The organism is Photobacterium lipolyticum, assembly GCF_003026475.1.
In the GTDB taxonomy this organism is placed as follows: domain Bacteria; phylum Pseudomonadota; class Gammaproteobacteria; order Enterobacterales; family Vibrionaceae; genus Photobacterium; species Photobacterium lipolyticum.
Map to the genome: position 1 here is coordinate 157,898 of NZ_PYMC01000002.1, position 20,346 is coordinate 178,243.

At 45.7% G+C, this 20,346-nt stretch carries 18 protein-coding genes; 6 read left to right on the top strand and 12 right to left on the bottom strand.

Going from position 1 to position 20,346, the window contains the following annotated elements:
* Positions 1-84 precede the first annotated feature (84 nt).
* The 6 genes from C9I89_RS03580 to C9I89_RS03605 are packed head-to-tail and all read right to left on the bottom strand — an operon-like array spanning position 85 to position 6,271.
* Positions 85-987, bottom strand: coding sequence for an AraC family transcriptional regulator (locus C9I89_RS03580; RefSeq protein ID WP_107281992.1), 903 nt, complete (start codon positions 985-987; stop codon positions 85-87).
* Between the two features lie 33 nt (positions 988-1,020).
* Positions 1,021-2,301, bottom strand: a complete 1,281-nt coding sequence (locus tag C9I89_RS03585) for a hypothetical protein (RefSeq protein ID WP_107281993.1) — start codon at positions 2,299-2,301, stop codon at positions 1,021-1,023.
* Entirely contained in the window at positions 2,298-3,017 is a 720-nt protein-coding gene (locus C9I89_RS03590) for an ABC transporter ATP-binding protein (protein WP_107281994.1), read from the bottom strand. Before C9I89_RS03590 ends, C9I89_RS03585 begins: the two co-directional genes overlap by 4 nt.
* Positions 3,018-3,030: 13 nt before the next feature.
* Positions 3,031-4,266, bottom strand: coding sequence for an ABC transporter permease (locus tag C9I89_RS03595; protein WP_211315197.1), 1,236 nt, complete (start codon positions 4,264-4,266; stop codon positions 3,031-3,033).
* Positions 4,263-5,495 (bottom strand): ABC transporter permease, encoded by a 1,233-nt coding sequence (locus C9I89_RS03600; RefSeq protein ID WP_211315198.1) that lies wholly within the window; start codon positions 5,493-5,495, stop codon positions 4,263-4,265. The genes C9I89_RS03595 and C9I89_RS03600 overlap by 4 nt, the downstream gene beginning before the upstream one ends.
* A complete protein-coding gene (locus C9I89_RS03605) occupies positions 5,492-6,271 on the bottom strand; it encodes an outer membrane lipoprotein-sorting protein (protein ID WP_170107607.1) in 780 nt (259 codons plus the stop codon). Before C9I89_RS03605 ends, C9I89_RS03600 begins: the two co-directional genes overlap by 4 nt.
* 387 nt (positions 6,272-6,658) lie before the next feature.
* On the opposite strand from C9I89_RS03605, the gene C9I89_RS03610 reads away from it, so the two are divergent.
* Positions 6,659-7,414 carry a VIT1/CCC1 transporter family protein gene (locus tag C9I89_RS03610; protein WP_107281997.1) on the top strand — a complete coding sequence of 252 codons (756 nt, stop codon included), beginning with the start codon at positions 6,659-6,661 and terminating at the stop codon, positions 7,412-7,414.
* A 168-nt stretch (positions 7,415-7,582) separates the two neighbouring features.
* On the opposite strand, the gene C9I89_RS03615 is transcribed toward C9I89_RS03610, so the two are convergent.
* Together C9I89_RS03615 and C9I89_RS03620 are read right to left on the bottom strand one after the other, a co-directional pair.
* The gene (locus C9I89_RS03615) at positions 7,583-8,941 is read right to left on the bottom strand and encodes a DEAD/DEAH box helicase (RefSeq protein ID WP_107281998.1); all 1,359 of its coding nucleotides are present in this window, start codon (positions 8,939-8,941) and stop codon (positions 7,583-7,585) included.
* A 209-nt stretch (positions 8,942-9,150) separates the two neighbouring features.
* On the bottom strand, positions 9,151-9,369 hold the full coding sequence (locus tag C9I89_RS03620; protein WP_107281999.1) for a DUF2986 domain-containing protein: 219 nt from the start codon (positions 9,367-9,369) through the stop codon (positions 9,151-9,153).
* Between the two features lie 410 nt (positions 9,370-9,779).
* Between C9I89_RS03620 and C9I89_RS03625 the strand changes: the two genes are divergently transcribed.
* The 4 genes from C9I89_RS03625 to C9I89_RS03640 all read left to right on the top strand — a co-directional run bounded on the left by C9I89_RS03625 (position 9,780) and on the right by C9I89_RS03640 (position 14,642).
* A complete protein-coding gene (locus C9I89_RS03625) occupies positions 9,780-11,690 on the top strand; it encodes a bifunctional metallophosphatase/5'-nucleotidase (protein WP_107282000.1) in 1,911 nt (636 codons plus the stop codon).
* A 302-nt stretch (positions 11,691-11,992) separates the two neighbouring features.
* Positions 11,993-13,222 carry a sodium/glutamate symporter gene (gene gltS, locus C9I89_RS03630; RefSeq protein WP_107282001.1) on the top strand — a complete coding sequence of 410 codons (1,230 nt, stop codon included), beginning with the start codon at positions 11,993-11,995 and terminating at the stop codon, positions 13,220-13,222.
* A gap of 275 nt (positions 13,223-13,497) precedes the next feature.
* Entirely contained in the window at positions 13,498-14,094 is a 597-nt protein-coding gene (gene trmY, locus C9I89_RS03635) for a tRNA (pseudouridine(54)-N(1))-methyltransferase TrmY (RefSeq protein WP_107282002.1), read from the top strand.
* Between the two features lie 221 nt (positions 14,095-14,315).
* Positions 14,316-14,642: an EF-hand domain-containing protein gene (locus tag C9I89_RS03640; protein WP_107282003.1), complete on the top strand. Its 327-nt coding sequence runs from the start codon at positions 14,316-14,318 to the stop codon at positions 14,640-14,642.
* 132 nt (positions 14,643-14,774) lie between these two features.
* Here the strand turns inward: C9I89_RS03640 and ppsA are convergent, their stop codons facing one another.
* Positions 14,775-17,192: a phosphoenolpyruvate synthase gene (gene ppsA / locus C9I89_RS03645; RefSeq protein ID WP_107282004.1), complete on the bottom strand. Its 2,418-nt coding sequence runs from the start codon at positions 17,190-17,192 to the stop codon at positions 14,775-14,777.
* A gap of 332 nt (positions 17,193-17,524) precedes the next feature.
* Between ppsA and C9I89_RS03650 the strand changes: the two genes are divergently transcribed.
* On the top strand, positions 17,525-18,142 hold the full coding sequence (locus C9I89_RS03650; protein WP_107282005.1) for a DJ-1/PfpI family protein: 618 nt from the start codon (positions 17,525-17,527) through the stop codon (positions 18,140-18,142).
* Positions 18,143-18,144: 2 nt separating this feature from the next.
* Here the strand turns inward: C9I89_RS03650 and C9I89_RS03655 are convergent, their stop codons facing one another.
* The 3 genes from C9I89_RS03655 to C9I89_RS03665 all read right to left on the bottom strand — a co-directional run bounded on the left by C9I89_RS03655 (position 18,145) and on the right by C9I89_RS03665 (position 20,272).
* A complete protein-coding gene (locus tag C9I89_RS03655) occupies positions 18,145-18,486 on the bottom strand; it encodes a DUF1840 domain-containing protein (protein WP_107282006.1) in 342 nt (113 codons plus the stop codon).
* Between the two features lie 72 nt (positions 18,487-18,558).
* Positions 18,559-19,143 carry a rhomboid family intramembrane serine protease gene (locus tag C9I89_RS03660; RefSeq protein WP_245905392.1) on the bottom strand — a complete coding sequence of 195 codons (585 nt, stop codon included), beginning with the start codon at positions 19,141-19,143 and terminating at the stop codon, positions 18,559-18,561.
* 322 nt (positions 19,144-19,465) lie between these two features.
* On the bottom strand, positions 19,466-20,272 hold the full coding sequence (locus tag C9I89_RS03665) for a crotonase/enoyl-CoA hydratase family protein (RefSeq protein ID WP_107282007.1): 807 nt from the start codon (positions 20,270-20,272) through the stop codon (positions 19,466-19,468).
* Between the last annotated feature and the right edge of the window lie 74 nt (positions 20,273-20,346).

A 20,346-nucleotide genomic window follows, 5' to 3' on the forward strand; every position in this document is an offset into this window, starting at 1 on the left:
GAATGTAAAAAGCCAGTCAACAAACCTGACTGGCACGAACGTTATATCATTCAATGAACGATATTGGCATCGGTTTATAGTGCGTTATGCCTTGATGGCGGTGTAAAAACTAACATCCGCCACACCTGTTTCACAATCATAGCTATGATAAAGCTCAAAGCAGGGCCGCTTATCACATTCCAGACCGGATTCAACCACTTGCCCCAGCAACTCTTGCCAATACTGACCATACTGACTTTTTTCTGTCACAGTACCACGGATCGATGCGTAACCACCTTCGGGCAATTCCTGCAGTTCAATCTCGCCACTCACTTCGGTGTCATCCGGAACAGTAATACAAATATCTGTTCTGCACTTCTCTGCCGGGGTAATGTCTGGATTATCGTGATAAATAAAAAGACATTCGCCATCACTGAGTCCTTTTGCCCCCGCCCATTGATACAGCTTGGCACTCGCCGGCTCGTAATTTTCCCCATAAGGGCCAGTAACACGCGTATACGCTAATAATCGCTTCTTAAATACTTCGGTTTTCATCGTCTCGCTCCATTGTTGATGACAAGGCAAACTATAACCAATAAAGCTTGTTGCTTCGTGTCCTTGTTTGCTTAACACGTGTCCAATCTTGCTCTTTTGCAAAAGCAATGAAAACTCATTGACGGTTTGGCAATTTTTAAACTCACTCGGTGCCAGACCGTAATAACCACGAAATGCTTTCGCCAAGCTTTGTGAGCTGGAAAAACCGTAATCCAGTGCCACACGGGTGATACTGTGATTTTTGTAGAATAGTGTTTGAGCGGCGTTTTGCAACTTTAGCCGACGAATAAAATCAGCAAGTGTCTCATTCGTTACGGCTTTAAAAATTCGATGAAAATGAAAGGGAGAAAGATGTGCAAGCTCAGCCACTTCAAACAAATTAAGTGGCTGGTTATAATTTTTTTCAAGATAACGAATAACGGGAACAAGTCTGAGCTGATAATCGGTTTTCACTGCATTTCCATATATACCAATCGTATTCAGTCATTAAAAATACCATGCAATCTGGGCTTGTAAACCAAGATCGGTGGCAAGATAATTGGTTTGGTTGTTAACAGGTAGTCCGGAGCTGACCTCAACACCGCCAAACTCGGTGCCTTTAGCCCCCACGGGCAAATTAACAGCAACCAGCAACTGTAAATCCTGTTCGATATCATGTTGGCTGATAACCTGAAATAGCGCGGAGGTATCAGAGAGGTTGATAAAGGTACTTGGGGTCAGCAACCAGAGCGGTGACAGCTCAATGGTCAGCGAAGAGGCCAGGTAATGCCTTCCTAACGTGTAGAGCTCACCGCGTTCAATCCGGTTTAACAATGCAGGGTTATTTGCTAGCGCGGCGGTTGAGTAATTGCCATCGGCCTGACCAAAGCCGTTATAGTAATATTCCGCAATAGCGCTGATGTTCTTATCTTCCCACATCCAGGAATAAGACCAGTTGCTGACAAAGCTCCAGATATTTTTATCTGTCGTTCGGGTCAGTGTTGCATCGCTGCGCCAGACAGCGCTACCTATGTTGGAAACAAAGCCCAGCCCGGCCACATCATCTTCAAAGTGCTCAGCCAGCAGGAAATCCCATTCGGATTCATCACCAAAGCTATGATATTTAACAGCTAAAGAATCAACATTCGATGACACATTGCCCTGCACATCCCTTCTGCCAACCCAGACAAATTGCACATCATCACCAATCTCTGTCAGGTATTGGCCATACAAGAGATCGTCCCCTGATTTATATTCTTTATCTATCGAGGCGGGGGAAAACGGATTGAAAAAATCCATCGGGGCATAGATAAGTCCGTTGCCCCAGCTGATGGCTTGTCGGCCTGCTTTGAGTACCAGGTTATCAAAATGGACACTCAGGCTAAGCCGGTCTAGTCGCTGAACGAGAGCATGGCGATCGTGTGTTGTAATGACATGGGTGAGATCGAATAAACGATAGTCATCGTTGATTTCTCTGGCAGGTAACAACGGGTTTGCGGGTAAACGTTGGGCGAACTCATAGCTATCACCTGCCAGCGTAATGAACTGATAATCCACATTCAGTTTCCAGGCTCCCATCCTGCTATCTAAGCCAAGACGAGTATCATTATTTATATCCAGTGTCTCGTTATAACCCAATTGGTTTATCAAACTGTCACTAGGGTAAGTCTGATAATTCAGCTGTCCTTTGATATGTCCACGCCAGTCAACATTCAGATCCTGAGCAGAAGCAACTGAATACGGCAGTACCGCCAAAATGACAGCGTAACCCCACGTTCCCAGTTTCATGATTGCGCGGCCATTGGTCCCTCGGGAGCAATACTGGTCGGATAATCGGCGATGATCTTGCCGTCTTCCATTTTTATCTGCCTGCGAGCATAGTTCATAATGCGCGGATCATGCGTGGCTAACACCAGGGTGATCTGATGTTTGCGGTTCAGTGTTTCTAGCAACCCCATCAAGTTTTCTGCAGTATGAGAATCCAGATTCGCCGTCGGCTCATCGGCCAGAATTAGCGCCGGATTACTAACAATGGCACGAGCGACCGCCACTCGCTGCTGCTGTCCGCCAGACAGTTCCGCCGGGCGACGATTCTCCATCCCTTCAAGCCCGACTTCTTTGAGCATAGCGTTGGCCTTTTGTTGTCGCTCTTTCGCCGCGATGCCCTGCACTTGCATAACAAACTCAACATTCTCCCGTGCCGATAATACCGGGATCAAATTGTAAGACTGAAAAACAAAACCAATCCGCTGTAATCGCATATCCGCTAAGGCATCTTTATCCAAGCTAGTCAGTTTTTCATTACCGATGGATATCTCCCCCTGATCGGGCGACAGCAAGCCACCTAAGGTATTGAGTAACGTTGTTTTGCCAGAGCCGGACGGGCCGGAGAGGCAGACAAACTCACCTCTATCTATGGTCAGGCTAACGTTATCCAGACCTTTTATTTTCGCATTCCCCTGAATAAAGGTTTTACTGACATTGCTACAGGTAATTTCACTCATTCGTTATTCCTGATTAATGCTTATTCAAAGCGACAATAGGATCATAGCGAGACGCCCGCCAGGCCGGATATAAGCAGGTTAGTAATCCCAGAATAATCACCACAACATTTGCCAGTACCAAATCAGATAACTTCAACACCGGATACAGTACCGTGCCAGCGCCAAACATCGCCATCCCTTCCGCTACCGCGGATACATCAATGCCATCTTTAATCAAAAATATACTTACCAGCGCGATGGCATTTCCTACCGCCAAGCCCAGCAACAACAATAGCAAGGACTCCAGTAAGATAATCAGCAACACACTTGAACCCCGCATACCCAAGGCCCGCATCAGTCCAATTTCCCGCACGCGTTCAAATACCGCCATGATCAGGGTGTTGATTAGGCCAAACGAAAGCGCCAGAAAAATAACAATAATCCACACCAGAATGAAACCATCCATCACATCCACCATGGTCGCCAGGTACTTGTCTCGCTCTTTCCATGTCTGAACTTGCAAATTCGCGGCTGCTGATGCACTAATAGCCTCTTTAAGACGGGTATTATCCCGATAATCAGTTCCTGTGATGGCGATTTCAGAGATCTGCTGTTCAATCGCCAACATCAGCTGTACCAGCCGTCTGTCGGCATAAACATAGAGCTCTTCATAACCGGGAATGTCGGATCGGTATACGCCTGAAATAACAAAACCTCTGTCGACAATGTTGTTATCCGGATCCTGAGTCATGATAACAATGCGTTTGCCCAGTCTGGTTTCGAGTTTTTCAACCAGCTTGGCCCCGATAACGACACCGCGACTATTTCCTTCATGAAGAAACTCACCTGCGACCATATCCTGCTGATCGAAGCTAATCTGCAATTCAGATTTAGCATCCACGCCCAGCAAGGTGATACCACGAGTATCTCGTTCGCTGGAAATGACGGCAGGAACCTTTACCCGCATCGCCCAGCCAGTCACTTCGGGAGCTTGCAGTGCCTCGAGAAAACGGGCATCGGGCTCGGCAAAACTATTAACGACACTGGGATCATCCAGATAATCAGGGTGGTGAACCTGCACATGTCCGGGCAGATTGCGGATACCATCTTGAACCATGCCATCAACCATCCCCCGGGACAGTGCGGTCATAAAAATCATGGCCCACACCCCCAAACAGATGGCAAACAACATGATCAGGGTTCGGCGGTAGTTACGCCAGAGATTGCGCCAGGCCAGAGTAAACGCAACGTGTGCAGAGAACATCATCATACCGATCTCATCGCCTCAATCGGATCCATGCGACGGATCCTGAATGCCGGATAAATCGCAGCCAGTATTGATCCCACCATCACCAGAGCCGGACCGGCAAGGACCGAAATGAAACTTAAGTTGGGATACATGCGATCAGGCAAGTTAAATTTTGCCGACATCTCCTCCATGCCCGGATAGGAAAGTCCCGTATGTTGAAAATAGAATGTCAGTACCATGCCAAGGACAATGCCAATGATCAGTCCCAACATCGCCATCAGGGATGTTTCAATAAGAATAAGACGAGTCAACTTGCCAGGGCGCAACCCCAACGCCATTACCGTACCGAATTCCCTGGTGCGCTCAAGTACCGACATTAACTGCGTGTTCATCACTGAAAAAGCGACCAGCAGAATTAACACACCATACATAAAGACCGCTCCGGAAATATCGGCCAGTATTGCCTGGCGGATCCCCGGTTGTATTTCATCCCATTCACGCACTCGCAATTGCGTCTTGTCAGCCAATCGGTTTTGGATCTGCTCTTTCCAGTGGCTAAGTGCCAGCGCGTCAGGTGTGTTAATAACAATATAGTTAGCGCGATCCGCACTGCTGTACAACGACTGAAAATAGCCCAGCGGCATTTGCACCACGCTGCGATCTAATTCCTCCATTGCGGTATGGAAGATACCGACAACGGTTACGATCCCTGCCGCAAATGATCCATCGCGCCCGGAACCCAGTATGGTAATTTCATCCCCCACGCCAACTTTGAGGTTACGTGCTAACGTACTGCCTAAAATCAACTCTTTGCTGTCATTGCCGGAAAGGTAACGGCCCTTTTTGATCAAGCCCGAAAGGGTGGAAGTATGGGTATCGTACTCAGGCTCGACACCGATCACCTGAACACCGAAAGAACGCTCGTCACTGGAAACTAAAGAGAAAGTAGCCGCTCGACTGGCAACGGCATCAGTACCTAACTGAGTTCGCAATTCTTTGGCTAATTGCTGCGGGTTTTCAATATCGTATCTCAACTTTGGGGTATCGAGATATTGGCGATGCTGGATCTGCAAATGGCCACTGAACAGACTTAATGAGTTATCTATCATCATCTGATAGGTCCCGACTTGCAGAGACAGCATAAACACCAGCAGAATATTGGAAAACACCATCGCCGAAACCGTTATCCAGGTCCGTCTTTTGTGCCGCCATAGATTCCGCCAGGCAAGGCGTAGTTCGATACTCATCATCTTGGATTACGCAGGTTAGAGAGGGTAAAGACATGAGCATTTAACGCGACATCAAACTCTGCATTTTTTGTCGCCATTTCGGTCCATTCATCAGGTTTTTCATGATTATTCATCCGTAATCGCGTTGCCAGCATTCTGCCGCCGAGTTCAGCCACCTCCATCGCTTTCATGGTCTTAACCAGCTTTCCGTCCTGATCCCAGAACTGCTCCTCAAGCAACACAAAGTCGTCACGCACATAGAGGATCTCTTTGCCCCAGACGACGGCGGCATCTTCATTGGGAATGGCGATGATCACGTAGACGGTATGACCATCCTGCTTAAACACTTGCTTTAACTGGTGCTCATATTGCTCAAGGATCTCGGTCGATTTACTGATGTCCTTATTGGAGAAGTCACTGCCCATCCAGCTTTGGTTCATCATTGATGAGGGGATTTTGATGACCCGGTTAATCTTGGGCGAGAAGGTCCACATGTTATTGTCTTTGAGCAACGTCGCATTGCCGGCATCTTTTTTAGGTTCAATTACCCGAACCAGAGAGTGTTTATCGCCCTGAGTCCACGCCTGCATCGTCATAATACGTTGCCAGTCGGGCCGGTGGATGGTCATACTCATTTGCGAGTACGAGCTAACACCCCGCCAGTGGTTCATCGCCTGTCGAATGATCTCTTTCGCTGTTATGTTTGTAGATATTGCCTCTTTGCTAATGGCCTCACTGGCAAAGGTGTGCAGAGGACATAAGGTAAAAACAATAAACAGTAAACTCATCCTCAACATCGCTTCACCTTAAACCAGGAGGCCATCACTGATACTAAAAGGAATACTCTTGTTATTTATAGAAAAGACTGACGAAATTCATAGTCTTGAATTTCATTCCTGTGAGCTGACAATACTTAATAAGAAATCAGAACGTTGGGCATTTAACTAAAAACAACAGGGCCCGGCAGGCCCACACCATAATTTTTCGTACGATTCAGAATCATCATCCAGCATTTTCTCATCTGATACCTGTGTTATTCATTCTAGCTAAAGCGTCGATTCATCATGAAAAAGAATAAACACCAATCGGAATTAGACTCGAAACTGTGACAGATGTACCTGAATATCCAGACTATTGCCCCGATTGGTATAAGCTATAAATAAATCATTGTTGGAAATTTCAAAATGAAGAAAACCGCTAATGAAGATCTTGTACGAGAACATCACCCGGAAGCTATAGAACAACGTCTGAAACAGGCTCCCAAATCGCAGAATATCTCTGATGCGGTGCTTGGGGGGATTGACGGGTGTGTCACCACCTTTGCCGTTGTATCTGGGGCCGTTGGCGCGGGATTTTCTTCATCGGTGGCTATAGTGCTGGGGTTTGCCAATCTCTTTGCAGACGGCTTTAGCATGGCTATAAGCAATTACGAATCTATCAAGGCACAACAGGAATTTACCGAAGATATTAGAAGATCCGAAGAAAACCATATCGATGAAATCCCCGAGGGAGAAAAAGAAGAAATACGCCAAATATTTCAGAGAAAAGGCTTTAACGGAAAAATCCTTGAAGAGATTGTGGAGACCATAAGCCAGGATCGTCATCTGTGGGTAGAAACCATGCTCACAGAAGAACATGGCATACAGAAAACCACACCAAACCCATGGAAATCGGCCATCACAACCTTTGCTGCGTTCCTTATCGTCGGGGCGATGCCATTAATACCATTCCTTATTCCGGTATTAGACATGCAACAACAATTTGTGCTCAGCACCTGTTTTGCCGCCATCATGTTTTTTTCTATCGGCATGCTGAAAAGCCTCGTCTTTGCTAAGCCGGTGCTTATTTCCGGATTACGTACGCTACTGACAGGCGGAACAGCAGCAGGCATTGCATTCCTTACGGGCTACCTGCTGCGGGAGATATTTGGCATTGGGTGAATGTAAGCTTGGGCTATTCTGTCCCAGATATTGGCCTGCAATATCGACAGTCAGCCTGAACTCGATAGTAAAGTAAGAAAATGAAGGTGGGCTTAAAACCGCTAAACGACTACCAAACCAGATCAAAAAAGCCGACTCAAGGCCGGCTTTTTTAAATAATTCAGGTTATTACCCGTTAGTCTGGGGACGAGAACGTCTCTGCGCAGGCTTCGCGCCATCGCCAGATTGACCCGCAGGCTTATTCTGACTGCCCGTATGGCGTCTATTTTTACCCTGGGGCTTATGGCCTTTTGCGTTTTCGCCAGAACGCTGACCATCGCGATGATCAACTTTTGGCTTCTTCGGTTTATTCGGCTTAATCGGACGCGTATCTAAACGTGACTCAGGCAACTTGTTCACTGGTTGAAATCCATCAACGAGTTCACGAGGCAATACTTGCTTGATCAAACGTTCAATTGCAGCCAGATCTTTAAACTCATCGGCACAGACAAGAGAAACGGCCTGACCTTCGCAACCAGCACGGCCTGTACGACCAATACGGTGAACATAATCTTCTGCTACATGCGGCAATTCGAAGTTAACCACTTGTGGTAATTGATCGATATCTAGACCACGTGCCGCAATGTCAGTCGCAACCAATACCTGAATGTCGCCACTCTTGAAGTTAGCCAGTGCTTTAGTACGTGCACCCTGGCTCTTATTACCATGGATTGCAGCAGATTTAATACCGCGGCTTTCAAGATGAGTGGCCAGACGGTTAGCACCGTGCTTGGTTTTGGTAAATACCAGGACCTGGCCCCAGTTATTTTCTTTTAATAACTTGGTTAATAGGTTTGGTTTTTTGTTCTTATCTACCGGGCAAATCCACTGTTTTACTGTGGGTGCCGTTGCATTACGCGGGCTAACAGAAATTTCAACCGGGTTATTAACCAGGCCTTTCGCCAGCTGACGAATTTCATCAGAGAATGTCGCAGAGAAAAGTAGGTTCTGACGCTGCTTAGGCAATACCGCTAAGATTTTACGGATATCGCGGATAAAGCCCATATCTAACATGCGGTCTGCTTCATCCAGAACCAGTACTTCTAACTGGCTAAATTTCACTACATTCTGGTTATACAGATCAAGCAAGCGACCTGGTGTCGCCACCAGAACATCAGCCCCTTTACGCAATCTCATCATTTGTGGGTTAATTTTAACGCCACCAAATACAACTGCAGAGCTTAAAGGCAGGTTCTTCCCGTATAAAGCAACACTTTCAGCAACCTGAGCTGCAAGTTCACGCGTTGGAGTAAGAATTAACGCACGCACCTGATTAGGTTTAACACGTTGGCCTTTTGATAAACGCTCTAAAACAGGAAGTGTGAAACCTGCTGTCTTACCAGTGCCGGTTTGGGCCGCTGCCATTACATCCTTACCTTCGATCACAGCAGGAATCGCCTGAGCCTGGATCGGCGAAGGTGTGTCGTAGCCTTGTTTAGCTACAGCTTCAAGGATTGGGGCAGATAGGCCCAGGGAGGCAAAGCTCATAAGATCATCTCTTGTCATTATTTTTCACAGTTTAGACCACCTCGACGGCGGGAGGGCGTGTAGCCTACAGGATATCGCTGCTAAGTACCATCAATACTCAGTTTCATCCCTTATTAAAGCTACTGAAAAACCATAAAAAAAGGCGTTATCTAACGCCTTTCCATGGTGTTTACTATCAATATACGCTCTTAATTCAGAGGACATGATTATCACTCTTTAGAGTCAGACTCTTCGGCAGCCACATCCGCAGTCGCTTGCTCTTCTTTCGCTGCAGCACCTTGTTCTGCTGCTTGTTGCGCTGCTTCTAATTCCATTTTTGCACGTTCAGCTTTAGAAATGTAACGCGGTTTATTACTAGTCTGTAATTTCGCATTAGATTTTTTCAATCTCTTTTTAAGGATCTCGTTTACTTTTTTCTTTCTATTCATCGTGTTCTGTCAGTCACATTCTAAAGGTTCATAATTGAACCGGAATTTTGATGTGCTGATTGTAAAGCCTCTCGGGCCAATAACAAGCACGATTTAGCATTGCAACAATTTCTTTAACCTGGAAACAAAGTAAATAGGAATATTAAAGAAGGAAAATGCCGATGAGATTAATCGGTGATCTTTCCCTTCAGACCAGATGACGTCACCTTCTACACCCAAGCAACCTATTGATACGGCAAATGGGTCCAGCCAATCAACCTTACCAGAGCTATATTGACATGCGGGACATCTCACAATTTCTTAAATAGGCCAACTTTATTACATTAAAAAGGAGATCAGCGCTGGATATGTGCCTGTTAATAAAGCCTAATATGCCCGCAGAAATAACCTATTAAAAAAGAGAGTCTTCGATGAAAAAACGAATTTTAGCTTCCGCTATATTTCTGGCTATGGCCGGCCCAACAATAGCAGCGGATGGCGATATTGTTGATGTCACTGTTCTCGGAACCTCTGACATTCACGGCCACTTCATGCCTTGGGATTACGCCAGTGACAAACTCAATATGCGCGGCAGCCTGAGCCAGATTGCCACTAAAGTGAAAAATATCCGTACCGATCAATCTAACGTCATCCTGGTAGACGCCGGCGACACCATTCAGGGTAACTTTGTTGAAACCTTCAAAGATGAACCGATTGATCCAATGATGCTGGGCTTTAACGAAATGGCCTATGATGTTTGGGTGCTCGGTAACCACGAATTCGACTTTGGGTTAAAAGTACTTAACCGTTCACTCTCACAGTTTAACGGCCAGTCTCTCGCGGGAAATATCACGCGCGCTGATGGCAACCCATTTCTGCCTTCTTACACTATTATTGAACGAAATGGCGTGAAAATCGGTGTGATTGGTATGGATACCCCAATGACCCAAGTCTTTGCTGAAGGCACAAACCGCCTGGAAGGCATGACTTTCACCAATCCATCCCTGGAAGTGAAGAAAGTCATCAGGCAAATTGATAGCAAAGTGGATGCCATCGTGCTTGTCGCACACATGGGCTTAGATAATGAAAACAACATTGAAGCGACTGGCGTTCGCGACATTGCCGAAGCCAACCCAGAGCTGGATGCCATTGTCGCAGGCCACATGCATACCCGCATCGATAAGGCTGTTGTGAATGGGGTGATCATTACAGAACCCGATAAATATGGCCGTGCCCTTTCCCGTATCGATCTGCAATTTGAAGAGAAAGCAGGCAAATTCACTCTCGTAAACAAAGACAGCTACACCTACAAGATCCAGGGCATAGCCTCGGATGATAAAATGGAGGAGCTGTATGCGCCTTACCATAAACGCCTGCGTGAAAATGCCAATCGCATTGTCGCACAGCTAAAAGGCGTCGATCTGGTACCTGAAAATGAAATCAAAGGTATTCCGCAGGTACACGTTCAAGACACAGGGATCAGCGCCCTGTTCCAGGAAGCCAGCATGCATTACGCACCCATCGCGAATGTGATTGCACTGCAAATCGACAACGACAACGCGGAGCTGGATGTTGGTCAAATCAAAGCTAAAGATATTGCCTACAACTACCAGTATGCTGGCGGTGAGATCACGGTATATGAACTGACGGGAAAAGAACTGAAAACCTACATGGAATGGTCGGCGGGATACTTCAACAGCGTCAAAGATGGCGACGTGACTTACAGCTTCAACCCAGAGCGGCGCTCGTCAAAATACTCGACCAACGACTTCTTTGCTGGCGTTACCTACACCATTGATTTAACCGAGCCAGCAGGCCAACGCATTAAAGAGCTGAAATTTGCCGATGGAAAGATGATCACCGATAGCACACCCATCAAAATTGGCATGAACAGCTACCGCATGGGCCACCTGACTAAAAATGGCGGCATACTGGAAGGCCGTAAATTCCCGGTTATTTTTGATACCGAAGAAGAATACGGCGAAGAAGCCGGTACCATTCGTAACCTGACTATCCGCTACCTGTCAGAAGTAAAAGGCGGTGTTTATCAGGGTAAGCCAATGAATCGCTGGCATTTAAGTGGCCTGGAAGGCTACGATAAACAGCGTGAAATCGTGAAAGATCTGATTAACACCGGTGAAATTTCTGTTCCCGTCAGCGAAGACGGTCGCTATACCAACATTGCGTCGATCAACGTGAAAGACAAAATGTTCAGCGATAAAGCCGAATTCGACGCCTCTATAGCCAAACTGGAAACTCAGTTAATAGCAGCGACTAACGATGCCGATAAGCGCCAAATAGAGCGAGATATCATTATCACTAAAGCACTGAATAAGCAGTAAAAAATCATTCAAAGCCTCCGCATATCGGGGGCTTTCTTCATCACTTTCATGCCTATTCATCAATAACACACTGACACATAATCAAAACTCATTTCACGCCTTTTTACAAAACCGTAATACCCACAACTATTTTTCCGATCTTAAAGCGCCATCTGCCCCCTTAACATGCAGAAAATACTTGATATTTGATTTTTTTGAACCAGATTTAGTGAAGACAACAAACAATTTTGGCATGGGTTACCTGGCCGATAATGCCAGAGTTGCTGCATATCTTAAGAACAGGATGTTTAGGGAAAGCACTTATGGGATTAGTTCTGAGTGATGGAGTATTGCACTTCAACGGTTTTTTTGCTGTCACCATCGGTATTATGGTGTTATTTATTGGCCGGCGCCTCAATAACGCCTTTGCCCCCTTACGAGAATTCAGTATCCCTGAGCCCGTAACCGGTGGAATTTTATTTTCCCTGATCATTGCACTGGTCTACTCCACCACCTCAATCGAAATAGAATTTGACCTCGCCGCCCGCGATTTGTTGTTGGTGTATTTCTTTACCACCATTGGTATAAACGCCAGTTTGAGCGATCTCGTAAAAGGCGGCAAGCCGCTGATCATATTACTGGGTATAACGATCGCCTACATGATACTACAAAACCTGACAGGCATTAGCGTCGCTAAACTGTTTGACCTCGACACTCCCGTCGGATTGCTGGGTGGGAGCGTCTCACTGATCGGCGGTCACGGTACAGCCATTGCTTGGGCACCGCGCATCGCAGAAGATTTCGGACTATCGAACGCCATGGAGATCGGTATTGCCAGTGCGACCTTTGGTCTGATCCTCGCCAGTTTAATGGGAGGTCCTATTGCCAAGTTCCTTGTCACTCGCCATCAACTGAAACCAAAAGAGCATGAGCAATTAGATATCGGCTTATCTGATGATCAACAAGAGAGTCAAATAAACGGATTTGATTTTCTCGATGCCATTTTTTCTATTCATATCTGTATTATTTTTGGTTTTCTTTTAAATGAAGCTATATCTCAATTTGGGTTGCAACTCCCCTTGTTTGTCACCTGCCTGTTTGCCGGAATTGTCATAACCAACCTTATTCCTGACTCATTCCCACGCCTGACGGGTACCAAGTGGCCTTCACGCAAACCTGCCATTGCGCTAATTGCAGATATTTCACTCGGCACTTTTCTCGCCATGTCGCTAATGAGTATGCAACTATGGACACTAGTTGATCTTGCAGGCCCTATCTTTGCCATTCTGGCCGTACAGTTCATTGTTGCTATTACGGTTAACATTTTTGTGGTCTTCCCGATGATGGGAAAAAACTATGATGCCGCGGTGGTCTGTGCTGGTTTTGGCGGTATTTCTCTGGGCTCTACCCCCACGGCCATGGCGAACATGTCTGCGGTTTCTCAGCGCTACGGTAATTCCCACCAAGCATTTATCATCGTGCCACTGGTTTGCGCCTTCTTTATCGACTTAGTAAATGCTCTGATGATCCCGTATTTTCTGGCAAACTTCTAGCGCCAGTTTAGCTTTCAACATTGCAATTATGTTGAAAGCTAAACGATCATCAATCATGTCGAAGATTTACATCACGCGATAGACTGTAGAGTAAATATAGGAAGAAAGGGGGATGTCTTCCTATCCGCTATGAAACCTTTCGCTTTAATTTGGAAAAAAACGGGTTATCACAGTTACATACCCGGTCAAAACTGTGATAATAGCCAGCCGCTAAATAACCACAAACATTAGCACTTATAATATGTGCAATACTCTAACATCTAGGATATTCATCTATGCGCGCCTTTGTATTACGAGCCAGATCCGCTCCTACCGACAGTCAGCTATTATTGGCGTCAGTTGGTCAGGAGGCCCACACCGAAATTTTGGCTCATACTCTGATGAACACTATCTTTGTGGCACAATCGCACCGCGATGATGTCATCGTTCACTTGGTACTGGAAAGTACTCAGGACTTTTCCCGCACCATTAGCTTTAACTCTAATGAGATTAGTAATATTGGCGGTTTTCACGAACAAGCGCTGCTGAATAAGGTCGCCAGGGCATTGGACATCTCCAAGGGAATGAGCAAGGAGCAAGAGCGTATCGTAGAGCCCGGTATCACCGTACGTACCATCAGCTTTGAAAAACTCGTGCAGGAGCTGGCCGAAGACTATCAGCTATTTATGATGGACAAAAAAGGCACCTCTATTCGCGAGCAAGAATTCGTAGGCAACCCCTGCTTCTTACTTACAGACCATATCCCGATGCCAAAAAAGAGCTTTAACAGTTTGAAACGACTGGGAGCAATAAAAATCAGCTTGGGTCCAAAGATGCTGTTTGCCTCCCAGTGTGTGGTATTGATCCACAATGAATTGGATCTCTCTCTGTAATCCTAGTTCCTGTTTAAATCACCGTCCTGGCGTAATGCCTATCAAGCGAGGGAAAGGGGTACTGTGATCCCTCTCCCCTTTTCTCACGACGGGCATATTGTGATTTAGAGCTGTTACTTTACATTTACACATTCCGCTTTACATAACATTACATAGCCTGACACCAGCATACCTATAAAGTAGTACTCTATAGATGAGTGAGAGCGAAGGAGGCTATTATAATGAACTCAAAAATCACCATCATTGCTTTAATTGGTCTTAGCCTGATATCTGGTACAAGCTTGGCAGCGAAGAACAGCGGCATGCAAATGAACAGCAATATGCCTCAGTTCAGCCAAATTGACCTCGACCAGGACCAAGCCATCAGCCCAACAGAGTTCGAACAATTCCGTCAACAAAGGATAAACGAACGAAAAGCTGAAGGGCGTATGATGAAGAATCAAAATCAAGCTAACAAGTTCGATGTCATTGACACAAATAAAGACGGTGTGATTGATCCCGATGAATTCAATACCCATCAGGTCAATAATCGTATGGCTAAGTGGTAAACAAGCCTATTTCACATCATAGCTGCAACGCGATTTGAACCTAGAAGCCCATCATAAATGGGCTTTTCATTATGAAAACATGGCAAAACTGCATGGCAGCAAACGCGACATCGCAATCACTGGGATATCTCTCTAATTAAGCCTTTTCTCGGCCCGGGCAATATGTTGACTCGCCTTGGCGACGGAATCGGGATTCAGAGAAATCGAATCAATGCCGCAGTCGACCAGAAATTCGGCAAATTCCGGATGATCTGACGGAGCCTGACCACAGATCCCCACTTTACAACCATATTGATGTGCCACTTTGATCACTTGGGCAATCATGCTTTTTACTGCCTCATCGCGGGCATCAAACAGGGGCTTTAATTCGGCAGAGTCTCGATCAATACCCAATACCAGTTGAGTGAGATCGTTGCTGCCAATAGAGAAACCATCAAACCGCGTGGCAAACTGATCCGCTAAGATCACATTAGAGGGGATCTCACACATCACGTAAACCTGCAAGCCGTTGACACCACGCTTAAGGCCGGCTTCGGCCATCACATCCAGCACCCGATCAGCTTCACCCGTGGTACGGCAAAATGGGATCATCACGATGATGTTGTCAAACCCCATTTCTTCTCTGGCTTTGACTATCGCCTGACATTCCAGTTTAAAGGCTTCCCGATATAGCGGATGGTAATAGCGTGAGGCACCACGTAGACCAAGCATCGGATTTTCTTCATTGATTTCAAAAAAATCCCCCCCCAGCAAGCCACGATATTCATTCGACTTAAAATCTGACATTCTGACAATAACCGGTTTTGGATATTGCGAAGCGGCTATTTTGCCGACTCCTAAGGCCAGATTCTCGACAAAATAATCGGGCTGGTGTTGATAACCGCTAGTCAGCCGGGCAATTTTATCTTTTGTTACAGGATCGGAGATACGTTCAGGATGAACCAGCGCCATGGGATGCACACAAATCTGGCTGGAAATAATAAACTCTATCCGCGTCAAACCAATACCCGATACCGGTAATTGCCACCAGCGAAAAATACCGTCGGGCATTGCAGCATTAATCATGATATCTGTCTTAGTGTGCGGGATATCATCGAGATTAACTTGCTCGGTTTCAAATTCAAGTATGCCTTCGTAAACCTTACCAACCGCCCCACCGGCACAACTGAGCGTTATTTCCTTACCATTGTTCAGCACTTGCGTGGCATTTTCGGTGCCAACAATCGCCGGCACCTTAAGCTCACGGCTGACTATCGCGGCATGACTGGTTGGCCCTCCCGTATCGGTAATAATCCCGGAGGCCTTACGCATTAACGGTACCCAGTCAGGATCGGTACGTTCAGTAACCAATATTGCACCGTCGGGAAATTGTTCAATATCATCAGGGCTCAGGATCTTAAATACCTCGCCGGTCGCAATGGCACTGCCGACACTGGCACCTTCTAACAACACCCGGGATTTTCCCTTCAGCTTGTAACTCATTAATACCGCAGTGTCTTTAAGGGATTCAACGGTTTCAGGACGCGCCTGCACAATATACAGCTGCTTACTGCGGCTGTCTTTAGCCCATTCCATATCCATAGGACAACCATAATGCCGTTCTATTTTTACCGCCCAACGCGACAGACTCAGCACTTCATCATCCGAGAGTACCAGCGATGAACGTTCGGACTCATCTGTTGCCACGATTAAGGTTGGCTCTTGCGCTGATGAGGAATAAATCATTTTTTGTAATTTACTGCCCGCTTGTTTTTCAATCAGTGGGCGAAACTCACGTTGTTCCAGCAGGGGTTTGTAAACCATAAACCGATCGGGCGTCACGCTGCCTTTAACAATCGTTTCACCCAGCCCCCATGCACCATTAATCATCACCACATCAGGAAAGCCATTTTCAGTATCGAGACTGAACATCACCCCCGCAGCTTCTGACTCGATCATTTGCTGCACCCCAACAGAAAGCGCTACCTGCTGATGGGAGAATCCCTGTTCCTGACGGTAGATAATCGCTCTATCGGTATACAGTGAGGCAAAACACTGACGACAGGCTTCTAACAAATCATCAATTCCGGTTATGTTTAAGTAACTTTCTTGCTGGCCGGCAAAACTGGCTTCAGGCAAATCTTCCGCAGTGGCTGAGCTTCTTACCGCAACACTGACATTTTCACACCCAATACGTGTACACAATTGTTGATACGCTTGCTCGATAGCCTGCTTCTGTATCTCGGTAAATTCACCCTTTGATATCATTTTCCTGATGGCAAAACCGGTTTGAGCGAGATTTTCGGTCCCTTGCAACAACCCGTCCAAATGCGCGGCAATAGGCCCATCAAGATCGTTTTGACTAAGAAAATCACGATACAATTGGGCATTGGTTGCAAAACCAGTCGGAACTCGAATACCGTCTGCTGCCATTTTACTTATCATTTCTCCCAAACTGGCATTTTTTCCCCCCACGAGGGCAATATCGGCAATACCTGTATGCTCATACCAATGGATAATGTTGGTGTCTTTTTTTGGGTTGGGTGTTTGAGGGGGTGTTTGGGCTGTCATAACATTATTCCTTAGTCAAAAGATGACAGAAAATTGCATGCCATTAAATATTTTTTATTTGTGTTAATTCTAGTAACAGAGAACGGAGTCTTGAGTACTATTCGCTTTTACTGGATGATCAGTTGCTATAAATATGGACGACAAGCTATGATCGTACAATATTAATATACCCAAGTGACCTCAAGATGCTTGTTCAGCGAGAATTTATTGGGTATACAGGGTATTTTCTAGCATTTTTTGCCTCTTTTACCTTCCTGACTCATATTTAACTATGCTTATATAAGTTGCAGTAAAACAAAGGTCTTTCACCGTAAAGTCAACTAAGGATCCCTATGTCATCAAAACTGACTGTCACGACCCTGCTCTTCAATCAGTTTGAACTGTTAGATGCATTCGGACCGTTGGAGATGTTCGGTGTATTAAACAATGATTACCAGCTAAAGCTGGTATCTGAAACCGGTCAGCCGGTGGCCAGTGCTCAAGGGCCCCAAATAATGGTGGATCACAGCTTTCAGGATTCCTTTCACAGCGACATATTATTAATTCCAGGCGGTATTGGAACTCGCGTCGAAGTCGAAAGCCTCAAGGTATTATCATGGCTACAAAAAACAGCCGCTCAAACTCAGTATCTTTGCTCTGTCTGTACTGGCGCGGCTTTACTGGCTAATGCGGGGTTGCTTGAGAATAGATCTGCCACAACCAATAAAAAGAATTATCATTGGGTAACACGCTTCGGTAACGATGTTAACTGGCAGCCTGTTGCTCGCTGGGTACAAGATGGTGATGTTTTCACCTCTTCCGGTGTCGCAGCAGGTATCGATATGACACTGGCATTAATTGGCCACCTTCACGGTGAAGAAGTCGCAAGAAAGGTGGCTATTCATGCTGAATACCTCTGGCAGAACGATCCCAGAGATGACCCTTTTGCACCTCTTCATATTGTCCGCTGACTCTATTCCCACATAATGTAACATTGCTCTTTTTCTGCCGCTTGCAACATTTCTATTAACGGTATGGCACGTATAGCGATGCTGATCTCAGGTTCATAATCAGCATCATCCAGTTCATCTTTTTCCCTTTTTGCAGCCTCGGTTCCATCTTGCATTTCCTGACGCTGACGCTGTTTGGCCTCATCAATCGCCTGCTTTAAATTTGCTAAAGCACTGGGGACATCTTCAGCATCTATCGCACCGGGTACAGCCTCACAAAACCCCATCATTTTAAGCAGTTGCTTTGCTATATCTCCAAACATTGTGACGTTGCCGCTTACTTTGCAACTAAAGGTAATTAACATGATGGCTCCTTATTCGGTTGATCCAATTCTAGTTTTATCTGCTTAGGTTGAAATTAGGTGTTGGCATAGAAATTATTGAAAAACCTCTTTTTCTCTCATTTTGTCACGTTTAGCAAACAAGTAACCGGCAACAACCCCGGCAAATGCCCCAAACAGATGGCTTTCAAAGCTCACCCAGTGATGAACAGGAAGGAACCCCCACACCATTGAGCCATAAAGAAACATGACAATAACGGCAATCGCAATGGATTTCAGGCTTCTATACATCAAAGCATAGATTAATAAGTAGGCCCACAAGCCATAAATGATCCCACTCAACCCGATATGAAAACTTAACCGTCCAAATAACCAGACACCAATACCACTCACCACCCAGCTGATCATTATCACCACCAGCAACCGGGCTAGCCCTGAACGAGAGACAAGCACTGCTAACAGAGCAAAAGATATCAGGTTACTGATCAAGTGCCCCCAAGAACCATGTAAGAAAGGATAAGCCACCAGTCCGGTTAAATGGGTAACATGACGAGGTAATAAACCATAATCATTGAGTGCGCCGCCTAGAAAAGTATTGGTAATGTGAACCACAATACACAGCAGGCTGATAATCCCGATCAACTTTATTGCGCCTTTATCTTTCTCGTCCAATATTGCCACTTTATTTCTTACCTCTCATTCACAGAGCATTTGTGGATAATTCTCGGTATCAAAGAATATAATTCTCGTCCTTGTATCATCAGCCTGACATAGATCCAACTGATTGTCCCGATTGGTATTACAGATAGTGCCTGCCAATAAAGATAAAAGACGCATATAGCGCCTTTTATACAATGTTTTTAAGAGATACGGTTATTATAAGATAATCTCTTTGAAAGAGAATATGTTTGAAAAGGTACATTATTCCCATGCACATTTCGTTCAATTTGAGTTCCCAGATAAAGTGCTGAATCTCTCATCTTGAGGTAACTTGGGGATAGGATCACCAGAACGACTGCCGTTTCTGATAATCAATATCTGTTTTTGTTCGCTGGCGTTTTGCGGCGATCGAAAAGTTTCTTCCCAGCAGTAATCGAATCTGACAAATCGTTTCTCTCGCTAATAACGCTCGTGCACTGCTTACCCAGCAACGATTGGTAGTGTATTTAATGGCCGCAATGGCATCAGGTGACGCTTTGGCAATTTTGCGGCATATACTGAGCGCCGTTTCCATCGGGTTTTCACTCACCTCTGTCACCATGCCATATTCTAAGGCATCTTGAGCAGAAATAATGTCTCCGGTTAACGTTAACTGCATGGCGACATCTTTAGACATCACTTCCCTCAGGGCCAATAGCCCGCCCATGTCCGGCACTAACCCCCAGCGGATCTCCATGATCGATAATTCAGCATCATGTGCAGCAATACGTAAATCAGCCCCCATTACAATTTGTAACCCTCCCCCATAACAGCGCCCTTCGATAACCGCTATCACCGGAACTGGGATCAGACGCCAGTTTCTTGAAACACGCTGCGCCAGGTTCGCATTACCCGGCAGTACTTTGGCCAATAAACTTAATATCTTAGATTTTTTAGCAGCGACACTTTTAATATCCAACCCACTGCTGAATGTGCCGCCATTACCAGTCAGAATCACAGCTCGTATGTCTTTGCGCTTACGTAACTGTTTGCTTACAGCATCTAACTCCGTGAACATTTCCATATCCAGGGCATTGAGTTTTTCCGGTCGATTTAATGCGACCGTGACAATGCCATTGTCTTCGGTAACGGATAACTTATTCCATGTCATTTGGTTTACCCTCATCTGGTCTGTCCAGATAAATTTAACACACAATTAACTTTATAAATAAAATTTAACCATTT